Source organism: Gordonia spumicola (assembly GCF_009932475.1).
GTDB classification, from domain to species: domain Bacteria; phylum Actinomycetota; class Actinomycetes; order Mycobacteriales; family Mycobacteriaceae; genus Gordonia; species Gordonia spumicola.
Genome location: NZ_BJOV01000003.1, coordinates 722,935 through 741,276 on the forward strand (window position 1 = coordinate 722,935; position 18,342 = coordinate 741,276).

At 69.5% G+C, this 18,342-nt stretch carries 17 protein-coding genes; 3 read left to right on the forward strand and 14 right to left on the reverse strand.

The features are described from left to right. Positions 1-802: 802 nt before the first annotated feature. From GYB83_RS09450 to GYB83_RS09465, 4 genes are all read right to left on the reverse strand, one after another. Complete coding sequence (locus tag GYB83_RS09450) at positions 803-1,063, reverse strand: hypothetical protein (protein ID WP_161895243.1); 261 nt, start codon at positions 1,061-1,063, stop codon at positions 803-805. Positions 1,064-1,074: 11 nt separating this feature from the next. Next, complete coding sequence (locus GYB83_RS09455) at positions 1,075-2,109, reverse strand: DUF2637 domain-containing protein (RefSeq protein ID WP_228461413.1); 1,035 nt, start codon at positions 2,107-2,109, stop codon at positions 1,075-1,077. Beyond that, on the reverse strand, positions 2,109-3,674 hold the full coding sequence (locus GYB83_RS09460; RefSeq protein ID WP_161895245.1) for an AAA family ATPase: 1,566 nt from the start codon (positions 3,672-3,674) through the stop codon (positions 2,109-2,111). Before GYB83_RS09460 ends, GYB83_RS09455 begins: the two co-directional genes overlap by 1 nt. 63 nt (positions 3,675-3,737) lie before the next feature. Further along, entirely contained in the window at positions 3,738-3,917 is a 180-nt protein-coding gene (locus GYB83_RS09465; protein ID WP_161895246.1) for a helix-turn-helix domain-containing protein, read from the reverse strand. Between the two features lie 134 nt (positions 3,918-4,051). On the opposite strand from GYB83_RS09465, the gene GYB83_RS09470 reads away from it, so the two are divergent. Then, complete coding sequence (locus tag GYB83_RS09470) at positions 4,052-4,474, forward strand: helix-turn-helix domain-containing protein (RefSeq protein ID WP_161895247.1); 423 nt, start codon at positions 4,052-4,054, stop codon at positions 4,472-4,474. 1,089 nt (positions 4,475-5,563) lie between these two features. Here GYB83_RS09470 and GYB83_RS09475 read toward each other — a convergent pair. From GYB83_RS09475 to GYB83_RS09510, 9 genes are all read right to left on the reverse strand, one after another. Beyond that, positions 5,564-7,249, reverse strand: a complete 1,686-nt coding sequence (locus GYB83_RS09475; protein ID WP_161895248.1) for a recombinase family protein — start codon at positions 7,247-7,249, stop codon at positions 5,564-5,566. Further along, the gene (locus tag GYB83_RS09480) at positions 7,246-7,440 is read right to left on the reverse strand and encodes a hypothetical protein (RefSeq protein ID WP_161895249.1); all 195 of its coding nucleotides are present in this window, start codon (positions 7,438-7,440) and stop codon (positions 7,246-7,248) included. The genes GYB83_RS09475 and GYB83_RS09480 overlap by 4 nt, the downstream gene beginning before the upstream one ends. Positions 7,441-7,661: 221 nt before the next feature. Further along, entirely contained in the window at positions 7,662-8,243 is a 582-nt protein-coding gene (locus GYB83_RS09485) for a type II secretion system F family protein (RefSeq protein WP_161895250.1), read from the reverse strand. Next, positions 8,240-9,007, reverse strand: coding sequence for a type II secretion system F family protein (locus GYB83_RS09490; protein WP_186349753.1), 768 nt, complete (start codon positions 9,005-9,007; stop codon positions 8,240-8,242). Before GYB83_RS09490 ends, GYB83_RS09485 begins: the two co-directional genes overlap by 4 nt. Next, positions 9,004-10,179, reverse strand: coding sequence for a TadA family conjugal transfer-associated ATPase (locus GYB83_RS09495; RefSeq protein WP_228461342.1), 1,176 nt, complete (start codon positions 10,177-10,179; stop codon positions 9,004-9,006). Before GYB83_RS09495 ends, GYB83_RS09490 begins: the two co-directional genes overlap by 4 nt. Next, positions 10,176-11,216, reverse strand: a complete 1,041-nt coding sequence (gene ssd, locus GYB83_RS09500; RefSeq protein ID WP_161895252.1) for a septum site-determining protein Ssd — start codon at positions 11,214-11,216, stop codon at positions 10,176-10,178. The genes GYB83_RS09495 and ssd overlap by 4 nt, the downstream gene beginning before the upstream one ends. A gap of 64 nt (positions 11,217-11,280) precedes the next feature. Then, complete coding sequence (locus tag GYB83_RS24090; RefSeq protein ID WP_371865031.1) at positions 11,281-11,769, reverse strand: class I adenylate-forming enzyme family protein; 489 nt, start codon at positions 11,767-11,769, stop codon at positions 11,281-11,283. Positions 11,770-11,784: 15 nt separating this feature from the next. Beyond that, positions 11,785-12,876 (reverse strand): class I adenylate-forming enzyme family protein, encoded by a 1,092-nt coding sequence (locus tag GYB83_RS09505; protein WP_371865032.1) that lies wholly within the window; start codon positions 12,874-12,876, stop codon positions 11,785-11,787. A gap of 1 nt (position 12,877) precedes the next feature. Next, a complete protein-coding gene (locus tag GYB83_RS09510) occupies positions 12,878-13,825 on the reverse strand; it encodes an esterase/lipase family protein (RefSeq protein ID WP_161895253.1) in 948 nt (315 codons plus the stop codon). A gap of 312 nt (positions 13,826-14,137) precedes the next feature. Here GYB83_RS09510 and GYB83_RS09515 point away from each other — a divergent pair, with 312 nt between their 5' ends. Beyond that, positions 14,138-14,956 carry an HAD family hydrolase gene (locus GYB83_RS09515; RefSeq protein WP_371865033.1) on the forward strand — a complete coding sequence of 273 codons (819 nt, stop codon included), beginning with the start codon at positions 14,138-14,140 and terminating at the stop codon, positions 14,954-14,956. A gap of 431 nt (positions 14,957-15,387) precedes the next feature. Here the strand turns inward: GYB83_RS09515 and GYB83_RS09520 are convergent, their stop codons facing one another. Further along, the gene (locus tag GYB83_RS09520; protein ID WP_161895255.1) at positions 15,388-16,140 is read right to left on the reverse strand and encodes a Fic family protein; all 753 of its coding nucleotides are present in this window, start codon (positions 16,138-16,140) and stop codon (positions 15,388-15,390) included. Between the two features lie 207 nt (positions 16,141-16,347). Between GYB83_RS09520 and acs the strand changes: the two genes are divergently transcribed. Next, positions 16,348-18,291, forward strand: coding sequence for an acetate--CoA ligase (gene acs / locus GYB83_RS09525; protein WP_161895256.1), 1,944 nt, complete (start codon positions 16,348-16,350; stop codon positions 18,289-18,291). Positions 18,292-18,342: the final 51 nt, after the last annotated feature.

Sequence of the window (18,342 nt, forward strand, 5' to 3'; positions counted from 1 at the left end):
CGCGCCCTCTACGGGGTCAGGCCTGTTCGGCCCGACCCCGCCGTCGGCGCGGCGCGTCCTCCCTCTTCGGGAGGGCGCTGCGCGCTGGGTTCCCCGGCGCTGACGCGCCGGACTGGGGAGCGGTGTCCCGCCGCGAGGCCTGCCGTGCCCCACCCAGGGAACTCTGCGCCGAGACGTCGCGGCGACCGCGGCGGGCGAGTCTGCTCAGATGGCAGCGGCGGACCCATGATGGAGCCAGGCGACGCCGGTCGGTCGCGGGGTGGCCGCGGAGTCCCGTGATCAGTGGGGCCCAGAGTCAGTGGGACGGTGCAGAGGTCTGGGCCCAGTCGGTCACGGTCGACGTGGCGTTGAGGCGAACTGGTGACTGTCGACACGGCGGGGTGCTGGTCGCCGGGAGGATGCGTGGGTCGCATGGCGCGGCCGGACTATCGCAGTCCGAGTTACGCACAGGTGCCGACGGAGAGACCCTGAACAAACGACAGCCAGTAATCATGGACCCGCTGTGGTGCGTCGACACGCCGACCAGCGACCACCCGTGCCTCGTTGCGGGGCGCGACGACCCACGAGAGATGCATCGGGACGACGTCGAGCGTCCACCCGGGGGCCGGCGGTGCCCGCGGTTCGGGTCTGACTGGGCCGGATCGGGTCGATCCGGTACGACGACACCGCCACCGAGACGCCAGCGGCGTCGTGTTTCGAGGCTTCGGTGGGTCGTCGCCGTGGGTGTCACCGGCCCGTGGAACGACAGAGCCCCGTCACCAGCAGGCGACGGGGCTCTGTCGTTAGGTGGCCGGTCCGCGCGTCAGGGGCCGTCGTGCACCGGCTCCGCCGGACGCGCGCGGTTCGGCGCGTCGTCGGCGCACAGCAGCGCGGCGACCTCCGGGGAGTCCTCGAGCTCGTAGAACACCCGCTCGGCCTCGGCCACGTAGACCCGTCGGCCGCCACTGGCTGCGGCGATCATCCGCTCACCGACTCGGCCAGCCAGAGCCTTCAGCTCCCACAGAGTCTCCACGCGCTCCTCGGCGAGCATCAGCCGCTCGTCCAGGCTCATCAGTTCGGTCATGATCTGTCCTCTCAGTTGTTCACCACGGCCAGCGCCGTGCGGCGTTGGCCCTCGATCGCGCGCAGCTCCTCAGCGACCCTGACGAGCCCGCTGACCGTCGATGCGGACATGCCCGCGGCGTCGGCCACCGCACGGCGCGACCCTCCGGCGGCGGACAGGTCCAAGACCCGTTCGACGACAGCGGCGTCGGCACGGCTGTTTGCGGCCTGACGGACCCGCTCGGCGAACGCGCGACCGGCGCTCGCCGAACGTTCGTCGAACGCCTCGGAGGTGTTCGACCGCGCCTGTTCGGCGGCGTCGCCGCGCTGTTCGTCCAGCGATTCGCAGGTGATCGGCGACACCGGTTCGCCAGCAATGCCCACGTGTTCTGCGAACGCCTCGGAGGCGTTCGCCGAACACCCGATCTCGTCCGTCATGGTGTTCGTCGAACGGTCGCCCGACGCTGTGACCATGCCGTTCGCCGACAGAACGCGGTCAAGCTCAGTGTCCGCGCCGTCGATCAGGTCTACGGCAGACACTGCGATCGACTGTTCGCCGAACACCGGGGATCGTTCGTCGAACGTCTCTGCGGCGTACGGCGAATGGCCTTCGTCGGACGCAGCCGTGTCCCGGCGAATGCGGTCCGACGCCGCCCACAGCGCGATCGTCGCGCCGATGATCGGCAGATCGACCGCCAGGGGCGCGGCCCACGCCAGCACCGGGCTGACGCCCAGGACCACGCGAGCGGTGTACGCCAGCGACTCATAGCTGATGGCGAACGAGATGGCCGCCACCACCGCGGCGATGACGATCAGCACTCGGCCGATGGCACCGTCGAACCGCTTCACCACCAGCATCAGCAACTCGGTCATCATCAGCAGCAGGACTGGGAAGATCGTCACGCCCGCGACCGACCAGCCCGGGCCGAGGCCGGACGGACTCGCCCCGTCGGGGTGCTCGGCGTGCCACAGGCTCCACGCGTGGAGCCCGTTGCCGACCACCGACAGTGCGACGCCGACTATCAGGACGCCCGCGTAGTAGCCGCGCCTGTGCGCGTCGGGCCGCATCAGCACGCCTCCTGGACCGCGGCACCGACCTCGGCGGGCTCGGGCCAGCGCGGGGTAGTCGACTGTTCGACCGCCGGAGCGGGCGCGACAGCGACGGGCCCGAAGCCGACCAGCGCCCGCTCGGCGACAGTCGCGAAGCCCTCCGGGGCGGCTCCAGGTGCGCCGTCCACGCCGATCACCCGCGTTCCCCGGCGGAACGGCTGCGACCGCACGCGCCCGGCGCCCGTCCACTCGTCCAGGACCTCCTCGACCCACGCGCGCGCTCGGGTCCGAGACATCTGGATCGCGGCGTCGGCGTGAGAGGCCAGAGCCTCGATCAACTCGGTCGGAGCGATGCCGTCGGGATCCGACTCGTCGATCAGTCTGGCGATCTCGGCCCGGCGGAGCGTCTCGGAGTCGGTGCCGGCGGTGCGCTCGGCCGCCTTTGCGGCGGCGGCCTCCTTGACGATCGATCCAGCGGAGACCACTTCGACTGTCCAGGGCTCTCCCCGCCGCACGGTCAGGGTGCCCAGGCTGTCGTCCCCGTGACTGCCCAGGTGGCCGATGAGGGAGCCATGCCGGTCCTTGACCGCTCTGAGACGACCGACTGCGACGACGTCCTCGGGCAGCGACGGAGGGGTCGCCGACTCGCCTTCACCCGCCTTCGACTTGCGCGCCGGAATCAGCATGATCACGTTGTCGGGGGTGTCGATCTTGGCGGAGGCTCCCCGAGGGCGGTCTGCGGTCTCGTGCCCGACGTGGTCGATGATGACCACGCTCGTCAGCGTGCGCAGCACTTCGACCAGAGCAAACAGCTTGTTGCAGTCGGCGGCGGAGTTCTCCTCGCCGCCCATCGCCGACAGGCCCTTGGACATGGAGTCGATCGCTACCAGCTTCGGCGGATGCTGTTCGAGGCCCCGAAGCACTCGCGAGAGTGCGTCGGCGGTGCTGATCTGCTCCGAGGCGGCCAGCTGGGCCGGATCGACGACGTTGACAGCCCGCCGGCGAATCGCCTCGGCGGGCGCCCCGAGCAGCATCAGCCGCGAGTAAAGGTTCGTCACGCCGTTGCCGTCCAGATCCAGGTACACCGCGCTGGAGGATTCCCAGTCGGCGGCTTCGGCGGCGTCCAGGCACGCGGACTGGATCGCCCAGGTCTTGGCCGATCCACCGGGCCCGGAGAGCGTCGTCAGCCCCCGCTCGGCGATCAGTCCGCCCAGGTACGGGCAGCGGGCGGGCTCCTGGTCGGCGTCCAGCATGTCCACATCGACCTCGCCGAGGGCGTCCAGGCCGATGCTCAGCGGTTCGGTCGTCGTCGCGGCGGCCAGCACAGCCGACTGCCGCACGCCCGTCTGGGCACTGACCAGCGTCATCAGTTCCGGCCAGCTCAGCAGGCCCTGCTCCGCCTCCTCTGCGAGGGCGACGAGCTTGTCCGGGCCCAGGGCCAGCAACCGTGGCACGAAACGCGCCAGTTCGGAGACCTCGCGAGACGCCCCGTTCTCGTCGATCTCCCCGTTCGCGTGCAGGGCGCCGAAGAGACGCTGAGCGACCTCGGTGGTAGTAGAATCATTGGTGATGGCAATTGTCATCGTCTCGCCTCCCAGCGACTAATGAACCCTCGGACCGCCCACCGGACCCGGGGTTCCTTTGTTTCAGGCCGCAGTGAACTGCGCTTCGATGAGGGCGCACACATCGTCGGCGCGCACGTACAGCGATCGCCCGATGCGGGCGCTCGGCAGTTGCCCCGTCGCCAGGAAGGACCGCCACCGGTCCTTGCCGTAGCCGGCCGCAGTCCGTGCCTCTTCGCTCTTCACCAGTCCGTCGGGAATCATGTGCGAACCTCTCGTCTCTCGAATGTCCGATGATCGGACAGGATATCCCTTACTCATCGAAAGTAGCACGGATTAAGGCGACAGGTGACGACCGACATCGCAGCTGTCCGATTACCAACGGCTAGAATGCGGAAATGGCGGCTAAGAAGATCGAGATCGGCGAAAGTGGACGGTCGGTGGCACTCAACGTCACCATTCGGCGGGCGACGGCGGGGCTCGCGGTCGCCGAGCTCGCTGAGAAGGTGACGGCCGCGGGCCGTCACCTCACTCGGCAGGCGCTCAGCGAGATCGAGGCCGGACGGCGGCGTGTGGATGCCGACGATCTGGCCGCTCTCGCGCTGGCGTTGGGGACCTCGCCGGCGGCGCTGCTCATGCCTCGGGCGGATCACGCCGAGGACGTCGTGGCGCTGACCGGCGCACGGATGCCTGCACACGTGGTGTGGGCCTGGCTCACCGCCCAGGCTCCGCTGGAGGTCCCCGACGACCCTGACGAGGCTGAGCGGACGCGGGCCGTCTGGACGGCGACGACCACGCCGCCCTGGGCGCGGCCGCGGTGAGCTGACGAGAGGGCCGCTTCGGTGCGTGCCGGGTGCCCAGATCGGGCTCTCGCGCCGCCGGGCCCTACGGGCCCCGTCGGCGGTCGCCCGAGCCTTCGCGTCTGGATGGAGACGAGGGAGGAGGGGGAACGCGGCGGTGCGCTCCCGCGCCGCCGCGCCTGGCGGCCCTTCGGCGGGTCGCGACCCGCCTCGCGTTCGGGGGTCGAAGCCGGGGGAGGCCGCTGGCCGTCAACGGGGTCGACCCCGGGGCGCATCTGACAGCGGCGTCCTTCGCCCCACGGGAACCAGTACCCGGCTGTCGACGCCTTGAGATGAGGCGATGGTGCCCACGGTCGTTCTGATCAATTGCAACCCGTGCCCCTTCTCCACCGCGTCGACAGCCGGGCACTGGTTCCCACGGTCACGATCCGCGGACTCCACCCAGATGCTGTCGACGCCCAGAAATGGCGGCCCTGCCCGACGATCCTCCAGCACCCCTCCTTTCCGGCGTCGACAGCCGGATACTCGGCACCCGCTGTTCGTGCCCGAGATCCAGGCGCTGCGACTCACCGACGGGTCCCGCAGGGCCCCGTCGATGAGGAGCACCGCCACCCCGACTTCCACACCCGGTTTCCCGTATGAAATTTCCTTCCGAGGCGCGGCACGACGGCCCTCCAGCAGTAGCGCCATAGCGCGGGGGTACTTCGTACACCCCCGCGCTATGGCGCTATGCCTTCGGGGCCTAGTCATTTGCCCAGGTCGGAAGCGGTTTACTTAAGCGCCGTTAAGTCTTCGTTCGATCGTCCGAACGGCACTTATAATTCTCCTGAGAGAACCATCGAAGAATCACCTGTTTATGCTGGTCAGTGCGCTGCATCCGACAATGCGGGGCGCGGTTTGCGCGATGTTCGAAGATACTCGAACGGCACTTATGAATATCCTTAACATGAGGGGTTGCGCGTGTCGTCGCCGCCTGTGCCTGGCGACCCGCCGAAGGGCCGCCAGGCCCGGCGGCGCGGGAGCCGGACGGCAGCCTGCGCGACACCGTCGCGGAGCGAATGCGCGTACCCGTCCGTTCCTGCACCGTCCGCGAGGCGATCCGTCGCAGCACTACTCGACTTCCGTCGGTTCCTCTCCATCACGCCAAATCCGGCCTGCCAACGCTTCGGAAATGGAGCCCCACCCATCGCCGTCCCATCCGCCGGCCGCGCGCACTTCGGCCATCGCGGCGACTGGGCCGGGAAGAGTCTCGGAATCGAGATCCGGTGAGCCCATGTCGATTTCGAACGACGTCACCGTGGTCCTCCCGTTCTCCGATGACGTCTCGCTCGTCCACGTCGCACGAATGCCGCTCTGCCGCAGCCACAGCGTTCGCTCCGCCTGATCGACCTGGGCCCACCACTCCGCCACGGTTAGGCCGGTCCCCTCGTAGCGCCAGCCGCTCTCTTCCACCGGTGTCGCCTCCAATTCTTCCTGGCGTGCGGTCAACGCCGCGATGCGCTCGTCGAGCCTGTCCCGCTGCGGGGTCCCCCGGCGGTAGGCTGGAGTGCCGACAAGGTCAACGACGTCGGCCAGCATCTCCCGGACTTCCTGCAGTTCGCCGGTCACCGCGTTGCCGGTGAACCACACGCGCCGACGACGCTCCATCGGCCCCAACACGCCGAGCACCTTCTCCTCGACCTTCTTGTCGGCCCACTCCAACGACACGGTTCGGTTGCCGCACGAGTCCTTGTACTGGGCGCTGGCGCAACGGTACCTGGGCTGTCTCCCTTTGCCGCCCTTGAGCCTGTAGCCCGGCCGACCGCACACTCCGCAGAACAACACCTGGGTGAGCAGGGCGGCACTCCGCTTCGTCGGCTCCTTGCGGTTCTCTCGGCCGGCGAGTTCCTTCCCCACCCGGTCGAACACGGCCTTCGTCAGAATCGGGGCCGCCCGCACGATCGGCGCTCCTGTCTCGTCCACGACGACGGTCTCCGGGCCGAGGACGCGATTGCCTTTGGCATCTCGCAGCGGCTGACCGTCCGCGCCGAGCACCGCGTCCCTGGTGACAACACGGCCCAGCATGGCCGACGAGGTCAGCGCGCGCTTCAGCGGAGCGCTGTGCCACTGGTACCCATGGACTTTGCGTTTTCTGAGCTGCGCGAAGCGATCCCGCGGAGTCAGGACCTTCCGTGTCGTCAGATCGTGAGCGATGCTCCGGAGACTCTCGTGCGCGAGCACGCGGTCCACCACTTCACGAACTACTTCGACCTGCTCTGCATCCTGGACGAGCTTGTGGTGCGCGCCGTCCTTCTCCGGGGTGTACCCCCACGGCGGAACGCCGCCGCGCCATCGGCCTGCGGTGATGGTGTGCTTCGACGCTGATCCCGTCCGAGCGCGGATCGCCTCCAGCTCCATCTCGGCCACTTTCGCCACCAGGAGCGCGATGATGTCGCCGAACGGCGCGTCGAGGTCCAAGAACGCCTCTGTCGCCGACACCAGTTTGATGTGGTGTTCCTGCCCCCACGAGATCAGATCGGCGAGGTCAGCGAGCCGGCGCACCAGGCGGTCCATCCGGTAGAACACCACGATGTCGTAGCGCTGCGGGGTCTTCAACCAAGGTCCGAGTTCGGGCCGATCGAACGGCGGCACCGCAGCGCTGACGCCGGGGTCGTCGGCCACCCCGACGACCTCGTAGCCGCGCTTCTCGCACAGCTCCCTACACTTCTCCAGCTGTCGCTCCGGCGACGTCGTCGCCTCGGTGACACGGGATAGACGGATGACGATCAGGGCGCGCTTGGGTGCCGGCGTGCTCATCGGCGACGCTTCTGGCCGGGGAGCCCTCCGCCGACAACGCGGATCACGTCCGGCCGGTCCGGCGAACCGATTTTGCCTGGGCACTTCCGCATCGCACCGCTGGCGATCCGGTGATAGTGGCGAACGAGCCGGCGGTCGTCGTCGGCCTCGACCCGCGCGTGGCACTTGGGGCAGTAGAGCGTCTCCGTCATACCATCGACGTTAGGCAATGGATGTAAAAGTATCCAGCTGAATATTCGGCCGTCGACATCCCCTCCTCGTCGGCGATCAACCGTCCCGCGAGGCTTCTGACCTCCGACGTCCACCGATGCTTGCCCATGTCTCCCCCTCGAGATGCCGGGCCCGCCGATCGAGCCCCTCGTAAGTGAAGACGCACGGAACCCGTGTCCGGTTCCGTCGGAATTCCACAGGCTCACACCGACCCGAGCATGCCCGAGGCGAGTCCGATGACGACTGGGACGATGCCGAGGCAGACGAAGGCCGGCAGGAAGCACAGACCGAGTGGTCCGCTGACTCTCACGCCGGCCTTCTCGGCCGCGGCGAGCGCCCGATCGGCTTCGAGTCGGCGGACGTCACACGCGAGTTCGGCCACGCCGTCGGCCAATGAGGCTCCCGCCCGCGACGCACGACGCGCGAGTGACGCGAGGTCGGCGAACGACGACGCGTCGCCTGTCTCGAACGTCCACGCGGTGTCCGGATCGGCCCCCAAGGCGAGGAGTTCCGCCGCGCGGCGCAGTGGAACGGCCACCGTGGAGGGGGCGTTCTCCGCGGCGACATCGGCCGCGGACGACACCGGCAGTCCACTGCGCAGACAGACTGCGAACACGTCGTACGCCGAGGCGACGTCGAACGGATCGGGCGCCGACCGTGCGACGCCGAGCCACCGCGCTTCGCGCACGGATCGAGGACGTTCGACGACCCGCGCCAACGTCCAGTCGGCGCCGGGCCAGATCCACAGGGCGACCGCCGTGCACAGCCCGATGAGCAGGATCATCGCAGTACCTTGTCGGTGATCGCGATCGTCCACCACACGCCCGCGACGGCCAGCCCGGTGCCGACGACGAGCAGGATCCCTCCGACACCCGGCCCGACCAGGACCGCGAGCGGTCGCGCCCCCATCGCCTGCCCCAGGCCGATCCCCAGCACCGGGAGCAGCGCCAGGACGGTCGCCGTGGCGCGCGGTCCGGCCAGTCCGGCCGTGGTGCGGGAGCGATGTTCGGCACGAGCGGTCAGGTCGGCCCGCAGCGACTGCATCAGGTCGATCATCGGCAACCCCCGCCCGGACGACGCCGCCCACGCCGACGCCAACCGGTCGAGCCCCGCGGCCCCGTCCACCGGATCGCCTCCCAGCTCGGCCCGAGCGGCCATCCGTGCGAGTTCGTCCGCGACGGCCGACGGCCCGTCGCGCGCGAGTTCGTCCGCCGCGCTCCGACAGGCGTGGACGATCGGTGCGCCGACCGACATCTCGGCGATCATCACCGACAGCGCCCGACGCACCAGCGCGTCGCGGCGGTCGGCCGCCGATCGTCTGGCGGCCCGGCGTCGCACGCCGATCACCGTGGCCGCCACCAGCCCCGCGGCGAGCGCGGGCGCCGGACCGGCCACCGACAGGGCGACGACGGGCACTGCCGCGATCATCCACGCCGGATCCACATCGTAGGGTCTCCGGACGGTCGCGGGCAGCCGCCGGAACACCGCGGGCCTCGGCCACAGCAGCACCGCGGCTCCGACCGCCGCCAGCAGCGGCGCGACGCTCACGACGCACCCCGCTCCGCGAGCATCGCGTCGAGTCGGGCACGCGCCGATGTGAAACCGGCCCGACGCGACCACACGGTCACCACCTCCACGAGGCCGTTCCCGCCACGATCGAGGACGCCGATCTCGGCGAGCCCACGCCGACCGGTCGGGTCCCGTCCGAGGCCGAGGACCAGCTGCACCGCCGCGGACAACTGCGAGTGCAGGGCCGCGCGGTCCATGCCGCCGAGCGCGGCGAGGGCTTCCATGCGCGCGGGCACCTCCGACGTCGAATTGGCGTGCAGCGTCCCGGCGCAGCCGTCGTGGCCGGTGTTCAGCGCGACGAGAAGGTCGATCACCTCGGCGCCGCGGACCTCGCCGACGACGATCCTGTCGGGCCGCATCCGCAACGCTTGACGGACCAGAGTCCGCACCGGGACCTCGCCGACTCCTTCGACATTCGCGGTCCGCGCGACGAGTCGCACCACGTGCGGATGCCGCGGTGCGAGCTCCGACGCGTCCTCGACCGTGACGATCCGCTCACGGGGCCCGCATTCGCCGAGCAGCGCGTTGAGCAGCGTCGTCTTACCCGTTCCGGTGCCTCCGACGATGACAAACGCGAGCCTCGAGGCGACGACCGCCCGCAGCACCCCGGCGACTCCGACGGGGATCGCGTCGGCGGCGACCAGCGCGTCGAACGTCTGCGTCGCGCTCCGAAGCACACGCAGGGAGATGCACGTCCCGTCGACCGCGAGGGGCGGGATCACCGCGTGCAGCCTCACCTGGACGCCGCGCCGACCGACCCCGGACAGCTGCCCGTCCACCCACGGCTGCGCGTCGTCGAGCCGACGACCCGCGCCGAGCGCCAGACGGCCCGCGAGACGACGGACCGAGGCCTCGTCGTCGAACGACACGTCCGTCAAGACCAGGCCGTCGCCTCGGTCGGCCCACACCTGCGACGACCCCACCACCAGCACATCCGTGATCTCGGGCTCGGCGAGGAGCCCTTCCAGCCGTCCCGCTCCGACCATCTCGGTCTGCAGGTATCGCAGCGCGTCGAGCAGGTCGGTGTCACCGAGCAGTCCGCCCGACTCCGCCCGGATCGCGTCGGCGATCACCGCCGGATCGGGATCGGCGGTCTGGGCGGCGAGCCGCTCGCGGACCCGCTCCAGCAGGTCCGCGCCGACACCCGTCACCTCGCACCGCCGCGCAGCCTGGAGCACACGTCTCGCGCGGCGGACGTCAACGGGCCACGTCGACGAAGCCGCAGACCGGACGCCTCGCATCGTTTCGCCAGCGCCCGCTCCGGCCGGTATCCGCCGAGCAGCGGCACGCCGACGGCGTCGGCGACGTCACGGGCCCGCAGCCCTCCCGGCGACGGGCCGCGCACCACCAGGACCGAGTCGCGGTCACCGATCATCCTCGCCGCGGTCCGCCTGGCCGACGCCACCGCGTGGACCGACGCCGTCGTCACCAGGACGACGAAGTCAGCGGTGTCGATGAGACCCGACGCCGACGGCCCCGGTTCGCGTCCCACGTCTGCGACGACGACGTCGCCCGATGTGCGTCCGGCGTCGACGACGGCCAGCACGGTGTCGGGTCGCAGCGGCGTCACGTCGTCGCGCGCCGGGCCGATGATGCTCACTCGACCCGTCCGCGGCAGCGCGGCCCGCAGTGCCGGACCGCTGATCACTCCGGTCTCGCCGGTCACCTCCGGCCACCGCAGGCCCGCCTCGTCCTCGACCCCGAGCAACAGGTCGACTCCCGAACCGGACTGATCGGCGTCGATGAGCAGCACGTCGTCGGACGCCGACGCGGTCAGCGCGACCGCCGCGGCCAGGGTGGACGCGCCCGCGCCTCCGTGTCCGCCGACGATCGCCACCGCACCGGCCGGTCGTCGAGCGGGTCGCCGGAACTCGGACAGCGCCCCGACGAGAGCAGACTCCTCCGCGGGCAGGATGAAGCCGCCCTGCGCCCCGAGGCTCATACCCGCCTGCCAGCCGCGTCGGTCGTCGCCCGCACCGACGACGACCAGTCCCGGGCGCCGGGGCGGTCGCACCCCGGCGAGCAGTTCCAGGGCGGGTCCGTCGACGGCCACCGCGGTCGCCCGCAGCCAGTCGTGACGGCACGACGACGGATCGCCCACGACGAGCGTGTAGCCCGTCGCCGCCGCGCACCGCGCGAGATCGGCGTGCAGATCGGAATCGGTCAGAACCAGCAACACATCCCCCATGACCGACATAGTGGACCCGATTCACCGAAAGGGAAAGCGCGTTGTCCACAGGGCCTGTGGACTATCAGCCCTTGCGCACGAGGTGCTTCTGAATCTTCCCGGTCGCGGTCTTCGGCAACGCCTCGACCACGTCGATCGCCTTCGGCGCCTTGAATCCGGCGAGTCGTTCGCGCGCCCACTCACCGAGCTCGTCCGCATCGAGGGACGCACCGGGAGCTGCGACGACGACGGCGGTCACCGCCTCGCCCCAGTGTTCGTGCGGACGTCCGACGACGGCCGCCTCCGCCACCGCGGGATGCCCGAGCAACACCCGCTCCACCTCGACGGAGCTGACGTTCTCGCCGCCGGACTTGATGATGTCCTTCGAGCGGTCGGTGAACCAGACGACGGCCTCGTCGTCGAGGTGCCCGATGTCGCCGCCGTGGAACCAGCCGTGCGCGAAAGCCTCCGTGTTGGCGGACGCGTTGTTCCAGTAGCCCTCCATCAGCTGGGGGCTGCGGTAGACGATCTCACCGGTCTCGTCGGCCGGGAGCAGCGCGCCGTCGCCGTCCATGATCGCGATGTCGGTCTACACTGTCGCCGGACCCCACGACTCGTCCTTGACGCCCTGGTGACCGTTCCACTGCAGCTCCGACGCGGGCGTCGTCTCCGTCTGCCCGGACCCCAGGATGATCGCCGCGCCGGGGAACCGGGCACGCACCCCGGCCAACACCTCCCTCGCCATCGGCGCCATCGCGTACAGCCCGGTGATCAACGACGACGTGTTCTCGGCGGTCAACGCCGGCTGTGCCACGAGTGCCGCCCACATCATCGGCAGCAGCGTCACATGCGTGACGCGGTGATCGACGAACGTCTGGGCCAGCGCGGCAGGGTCGAATCCGCGGAGCAGGACCGCGGTGCCGCCGACGAGCAGCGTCGGCAGCATCAACGCGTCGAGCGCGGTGACGTGGAACAGCGGCAGCACGATCGGCTGGACCGGATGGACGACGTCGGGTCGCAATCCGAGGCCGAGTGCCGACGACAATGCGCTGATGTGCACGGCGACGTGGCTGGTCAGCACGCCCTTGGGCCGCGAGGTGGTGCCCGAGGTGTACAGGCAGTGCACGATGTCGCGGTCGTCGACGATCGTCTCGACCGGAGAGTCGTCGCCGGAGGACGCATCGTCCCAGGCGATGGTCGGGACGCCGGCGATGTCGGTCGGCGCGTCGCCGAGCATGATCACCTCGGTCACCGCAGCGGACCCGTCGGCGAATGCACCGGCCAGCACCGGCGTGAACGCCGACTCGCTGATGATCGCGCGGACGCCGCTGTCGGCGAGCTGGTAGGCGACGTCGGACGACGAGATCGCCAGGTTGAGCGGCATCGCGGTGACGCCGATCTTGGCGAGCGCGAACAGCGCCACCGGGAACTGCCAGCGGTTCTGCAGTTGCAGGGCGACGGCGTCTCCTCGTGTGAGACCCCGTTCCAGGAGTCCACGTGCGAGTGCGTTCGCGCGGCGTTCGAGTTCACGGAACGTGACGGTCACGTCGCCGTCGACGATCGCGGGACGGTCGCCGAACTGCCGCGCGGCACGAGTCGGCAGGTCGCCGATGCACACGCGGTGCGTCAGGTTGACGGTGAGGTCGTCGACGCCGGACAGATCCGGCCGCATGCCGACCATGTCAGGACTGCCCGGTGAAGGGCGGGACCACCTCGCACGGGACCTTCACCGGATGCTCCGGATCGAGGGCGTTGAGCGCGAAGTACGCGGCCCGGCGGGAACCGGCGATGGCGAGGTGATCGCTGTAGTCCTTGGCGCAGGTGTCCTGGACGACGATGTTCTTCACGCTTTCGCCCGGCCGCGGCTTCACATAGCCTGCGGTGTACGGAACGACGAGCTCGTCGTACCTGGTCATGATGTTCGTGTAGTCGATCCCCTTGACGTACGGGCTGCCGCCCTTCCAGATCTTCTTGTTGAACGGCGATCCGGGCAGCATCGCACCGCAGCCGATGCACATGGGCATCGGTGTGGCCCCGATCGCCTCGCCGAGCTGGTTCATCACCGGGTTCAGCGAGCCGGTGCCACGCCACAGCGGGGCGAGCGAGATGTACTTGGTGACCTTCGACGCGCCGCCGTAGTACTTCAGGTAGTACGTGGGCATGTAGGTGCCCTGCGAATGGCCGATGAGGTCGACGGTCTTCGCGCCGGTCGCCGCGAGGACCCGGTTGACGAACTTCGCGAGCTGCGCGGCGCTGACCTGCTGGTAGTCCATGCCGCCGACCGCGGTGAACGGCCACGGCCAGCCCTTGAGCGCGCCGTAGGTGAGCGCGAAGACGCAGTAGCCGCGATTCTTGAGGAGCGGCACGTACGCGCCCCAGTTGGTGGTCTTGGCGCCGCCCGTGCCGTGGACGAGGACCACCGGCCGCGGATGCTCGGCCGTCGGCTTGCAGGAGAAGTCGTTGGAGCCGGGCAGTGACGAACCGGGATGCTGCAGTTCGTGCGGGATGCCGCCGAAGAAGTTGAAGTTCTCCGGCAGCTTCTCCGCCCGTGCCGAACCGGGTGCGACCACTGCCGTGACGCAGAGCAGCGCGGCGCACACTGCGACCGCAAGACGTCCGATGGACTTCATGGTGACGACCTCTCCCCCGGCCGCCACGGCGACCTAGCGTTTGCTTGGTTAGAGCGAAAATACACGCCCGACGGGGAGGAACGGAAGAGGGAGGCGGCAGGTGACCGGCCGGAGAAAGACGACGACCCCGACCAGGGGGGAGGAGGTCGGGGTCATCAGCGTTTCAGCCCCGGGGGGTCGGGCTGAAAGCTACCGGCAGTGCCGGACACTCAAGAATTTACACGCGCCCGCGCGAAGATTGCAACTCCAACTATCTCCCGATTCGTGTTTCCTACGTCACACTCGATCGTTCACATGACGTACGATTCGACCGTGATCACGGCACAGCCGACCCGGATAGCCGCCTTCTTCGACCTCGACAAGACGGTGATCGCGCGATCGAGCGCGCTCGCCTTCACCAGGCCGTTCTACGACGGAGGCCTCCTCACCCGGCGAGCGATGCTCCGCTCGGCGGTCGCACAGCTCCAGTTCCTGCTCGCGAACGCGGACGAGGACCACGTCGACAAGCTCCGCAAGCACGTCACCGACATGTGCACGGGCTGGGACGCGGACCTCGTCAAGTCGATCGTCTCCGAGACCCTCGACGAGGTGGTCCGTCCCGTCGTCTTCCCCGAGGCCCTCGAACTGATTCGCCAACACAAGGACGCGGGCCACGACGTGGTCCTCGTGTCCGCGTCCGGCATCGAGATGGTCGAGCCGATCGGCGACCTCCTCGGCGTCGACATCGTCCGCGCCAGTCGGATGCGGATCGTCGACGGCCGCTACTCCGGCGACCTGGACTTCTACTGCTACGGCGACGAGAAGGCAACCGTCGTCCACGAGCTGGCGGACGAGTACGGATACGACCTGTCCCGGTCGTACGCGTACTCGGACTCGATCACCGACCTGCCGATGCTCGAGGCAGTCGGACACCCGGCCGTCGTCAACCCCGACAAGCCCCTGCGTCACCACGCCGAGGCGAATCTGTGGGAGATCCTCGACTTCGACATCCCCACGACCGCCGCGCATCGCCCGAGCCCGACGACCGTCGGGATCGGAACGGCACTGTGCGCCACCGGGATCGGAGCGATCGCCGCCGCCGTCCTCTACCAGCGGCATCACGCCCGTCAGTCACCCGAACGAGCGGCCTGAGAAATTTTCGCCAAACGCTTGCAGTGATCGAGGTCACAGCGTAGAAATGGGTTACGGAATCGCAGACGGCAAAGCTCAGGTCGGCAGAGAAGACCTGATCCCCCGGAAGCGGCTCCCAGCACGGACGGCAAGCACCCACGCGGAGCGCGCCGCATTGGCACAAGCGTTGTGCGCCTGCGACACCGTCGCATCATTCGTGGACCTCCCCGCCGAGAAGTACTCAGCATGGGAAACACGTCGAGATGCCGCGGTCAACCGCCGAGGCGATCCCACAACCCACCCAGCACGCTTGGTAACTCGCGTCCGTGCTTGCGGGCGACACCCCTACATCCGGATCTCGACCGGTAGGGATGTCGCCCGCATTTGTGTGCGGACCTTTCGACTCGCAGGCTCACTCAAGGAGCGGGAAGGGCACTCGCTCTCGCAAGGCCTCAGCCCGCGGCGGCGTCGGCGATCGACTTCGCCTCGGCCGCACCCGCCTCCATCGCTTCGCAGCACAAGACGATCCAGGCGCCGATCGCACCGGCGTCACCCGTGCCGAACAGGGCGGCGAGTTCGCGATAGTCGCCGATGCGGCGCAACCACGTCACCTCTGGCACCCCGAGCAGATGCGGGTCGAGGCCCGTCGCCGCCGACACCAGACGCGACGCACCGCGGGCGACCACGCCGTTGCCCTCGGTGAAGGGCGCCAACGACAGCAGCTCGCCGTGGACGACGGCCGCCAGGACGGGCGCGGGAACCGTCGACCCGCCGGTGATCAGCTGTCCGAGCAGGTCGAGGCGCTGCGCGATGTGCGGTTCGCTGCGGGGACGACCCAACACCTCGGGGTCGTCGACGAGACCAGCCGCCGCCAGCGTGTGCAGCCGGGCCAACGCCTGTGCGGGAGCCCGGCGGAACACCGCGCCCAACTGGTCGATGCCGTCGGCGTCCAACGCCTGCGCCACCCGGATCGCTCCGTCGGTGATCGGGTCGTCGAACTGGGCGTCACGCTGCAGCTCGACGCTGCCGCCCTCGATGGCCGCGGACGACCGGCCGGCCCGCCACGACGCCTCACGCGACGTCTTGTCCCAGCCGCGGAGGTTGTATCGATGACGGTGAACGGCGCTCAACGCGTCGCGCGCCGACTCCGCGGCGTCGCGGACGTCGGGCAACTCGAGCAACGGGGCCAGCGGGTCAGCACTCACCCCGGCAACGATAGTCGCGCGTCCGCCCGTCGCATCTCATCGACCGTTCGTCGCGGGGACCGGGCTGTGAGTCGATCCACAACGCGCGTGCAACGTCCGGTGACTACGCTCACAGATGAGCCGCATCCGGGGCCCCACGACACCCGGTGCTTCCGCTTGATCCGGCGCCCGGAGCGCCGACAGTCGCGAACGAAAGGCAGCACGACGATGACCGAAGCCAGCAAGGTGTACCCGCCCTCCGACGAGTTCGTCGCAGGCGCCAACGCGACCGCGGAGATGTACGCCCGCGCCGACGCGAACCCGGACGAGTTCTGGGCCGAGCAGGCTCGTCGTCTCGACTGGGCGACCCCGTTCACCCAGACCCTCGACTGGTCGGGCGCACCGTTCGCGAAGTGGTTCGTCGGCGGTGAGCTGAACGTGTCGGTGAACTGCGTCGACCGCCACGTCGCCGCGGGCAAGGGCGACCGGGTGGCGATCCACTGGGTCGGCGAACCGATCGACGACACGCGCGACATCACCTACAGCCAGCTCAAGGACGAGGTCTCGCGCGCCGCGAACTACCTCAGCTCGATCGGCCTCCAGGCGGGCGACCGCGTCGCCATCTACATGCCGATGGTCCCCGAGGCGATCATCTCGATGCTCGCCTGCGCCCGCTTGGGCCTCACCCACTCCGTGGTGTTCGCGGGCTTCTCCGCCGCCGCCCTGCGGTCGCGCGTCGACGACGCCGAGGCGAAGGTCGTCATCACCACGGACGGCCAGTTCCGCCGCGGTGAGCCCGCACCGTTGAAGGCCGCCGTCGACGAGGCCCTCGGCACCGGCGACGACGCCGCGCCGTCGATCGAGAAGGTCATCGTCGTCCGCCGCACCAACCACGATCCCGACCTGAACTGGGTGGAGGGTCGCGACGTGTGGTGGGAGGACACCGTCGACGAGCAGTCGCCGGTCCACGAAGCGGAGGCCTTCGACGCCGAGCATCCGCTGTTCCTGCTGTACACGTCGGGCACCACCGGCAAGCCGAAGGGCATCGTCCACTCCTCGGGCGGCTACCTGACGCAGGCGTCGTACACCTTCCACAACGTGTTCGACCACAAGGAGGGCCGGGACGTCTTCTGGTGCGGCGCCGACATCGGCTGGGTGACCGGCCACAGCTACCTCGTCTACGGCCCGCTCTCCAACGGCGCCACCGAGGTGATCTACGAGGGCACCCCGAATTCGCCGAACGAGCACCGTCACTTCCAGATCATCGAGAAGTACGGCGTGACCACCTACTACATCGCGCCGACCCTGATCCGCACGTTCATGAAGTGGGGCCGCGAGATCCCCGACGCACACGACCTGTCGTCGCTCCGCCTGCTCGGCAGCGTCGGCGAGCCGATCAACCCGGAGGCCTGGCGCTGGTACAACGACGTCATCGGCGGCGGCCGCTGCCCCATCGTCGACACCTGGTGGCAGACCGAGACCGGCGGCATCATGATCTCGCCGCTGCCCGGCGTCACCGCAACCAAGCCGGGTTCGGCGATGCGGCCGCTGCCCGGCATCAGCGCGACCATCGTCGACGACAACGCCAACCCGGTCGGCGACGGCGAGCAGGGCTACCTCGTGCTCGACCGCCCGTGGCCCGGCATGCTGCGCGGCATCTGGGGCGACCCCGAGCGTTTCAAGGAGACGTACTGGTCGCGTTTCGAAGACCAGGGCTGGTACTTCGCGGGCGACGGCGCGCGGTACGACGAGGACGGGGCGCTCTGGGTGCTGGGCCGCGTCGACGACGTGATGAACGTGTCGGGCCACCGCATCTCGACGTCGGAAGTGGAGTCGGCGCTGGTCGCGCATCCCGCCGTCGCCGAGGCCGCCGTGATCGGCGCCGCGGACGAGACCACCGGCCAGGGCATCGTCGCGTTCGTCATCCTGATGGGCGGCATCGAGAACACCGGCGACGCGCTGATCGCCGAGATGCGGCAGCAGGTCGCGGTCGACATCTCGCCGATCGCCAAGCCTCGCGAGATCAACATCGTGCCCGAGCTGCCGAAGACCCGGTCGGGCAAGATCATGCGCCGTCTCCTCAAGGACGTGGCCGAGGGACGCGAACTCGGCGACACCTCGACCCTCGTCGACCCGTCGGTGTTCGAAGCGATCCGGGCCAAGCGCGCCTGACCCGCCACCTGTGAGCGCCTCGCCGGACGGACTGTCGGGCGGGGCGCTCAC

Coding starts and splice junctions, on each gene's coding strand:
- GYB83_RS09450 (WP_161895243.1), bottom strand. CDS start 1,063: ATGACCGAACTGATGAGCCTGGACGAGCGGCTGATGCTCGCCGAGGAG.
- GYB83_RS09455 (WP_228461413.1), bottom strand. CDS start 2,109: ATGCGGCCCGACGCGCACAGGCGCGGCTACTACGCGGGCGTCCTGATA.
- GYB83_RS09460 (WP_161895245.1), bottom strand. CDS start 3,674: ATGACAATTGCCATCACCAATGATTCTACTACCACCGAGGTCGCTCAG.
- GYB83_RS09465 (WP_161895246.1), bottom strand. CDS start 3,917: ATGATTCCCGACGGACTGGTGAAGAGCGAAGAGGCACGGACTGCGGCC.
- GYB83_RS09470 (WP_161895247.1), top strand. CDS start 4,052: ATGGCGGCTAAGAAGATCGAGATCGGCGAAAGTGGACGGTCGGTGGCA.
- GYB83_RS09475 (WP_161895248.1), bottom strand. CDS start 7,249: ATGAGCACGCCGGCACCCAAGCGCGCCCTGATCGTCATCCGTCTATCC.
- GYB83_RS09480 (WP_161895249.1), bottom strand. CDS start 7,440: ATGACGGAGACGCTCTACTGCCCCAAGTGCCACGCGCGGGTCGAGGCC.
- GYB83_RS09485 (WP_161895250.1), bottom strand. CDS start 8,243: ATGATCCTGCTCATCGGGCTGTGCACGGCGGTCGCCCTGTGGATCTGG.
- ssd (WP_161895252.1), bottom strand. CDS start 11,216: ATGGGGGATGTGTTGCTGGTTCTGACCGATTCCGATCTGCACGCCGAT.
- GYB83_RS24090 (WP_371865031.1), bottom strand. CDS start 11,769: ATGGACGGCGACGGCGCGCTGCTCCCGGCCGACGAGACCGGTGAGATC.
- GYB83_RS09505 (WP_371865032.1), bottom strand. CDS start 12,876: ATGGTCGGCATGCGGCCGGATCTGTCCGGCGTCGACGACCTCACCGTC.
- GYB83_RS09510 (WP_161895253.1), bottom strand. CDS start 13,825: ATGAAGTCCATCGGACGTCTTGCGGTCGCAGTGTGCGCCGCGCTGCTC.
- acs (WP_161895256.1), top strand. CDS start 16,348: ATGACCGAAGCCAGCAAGGTGTACCCGCCCTCCGACGAGTTCGTCGCA.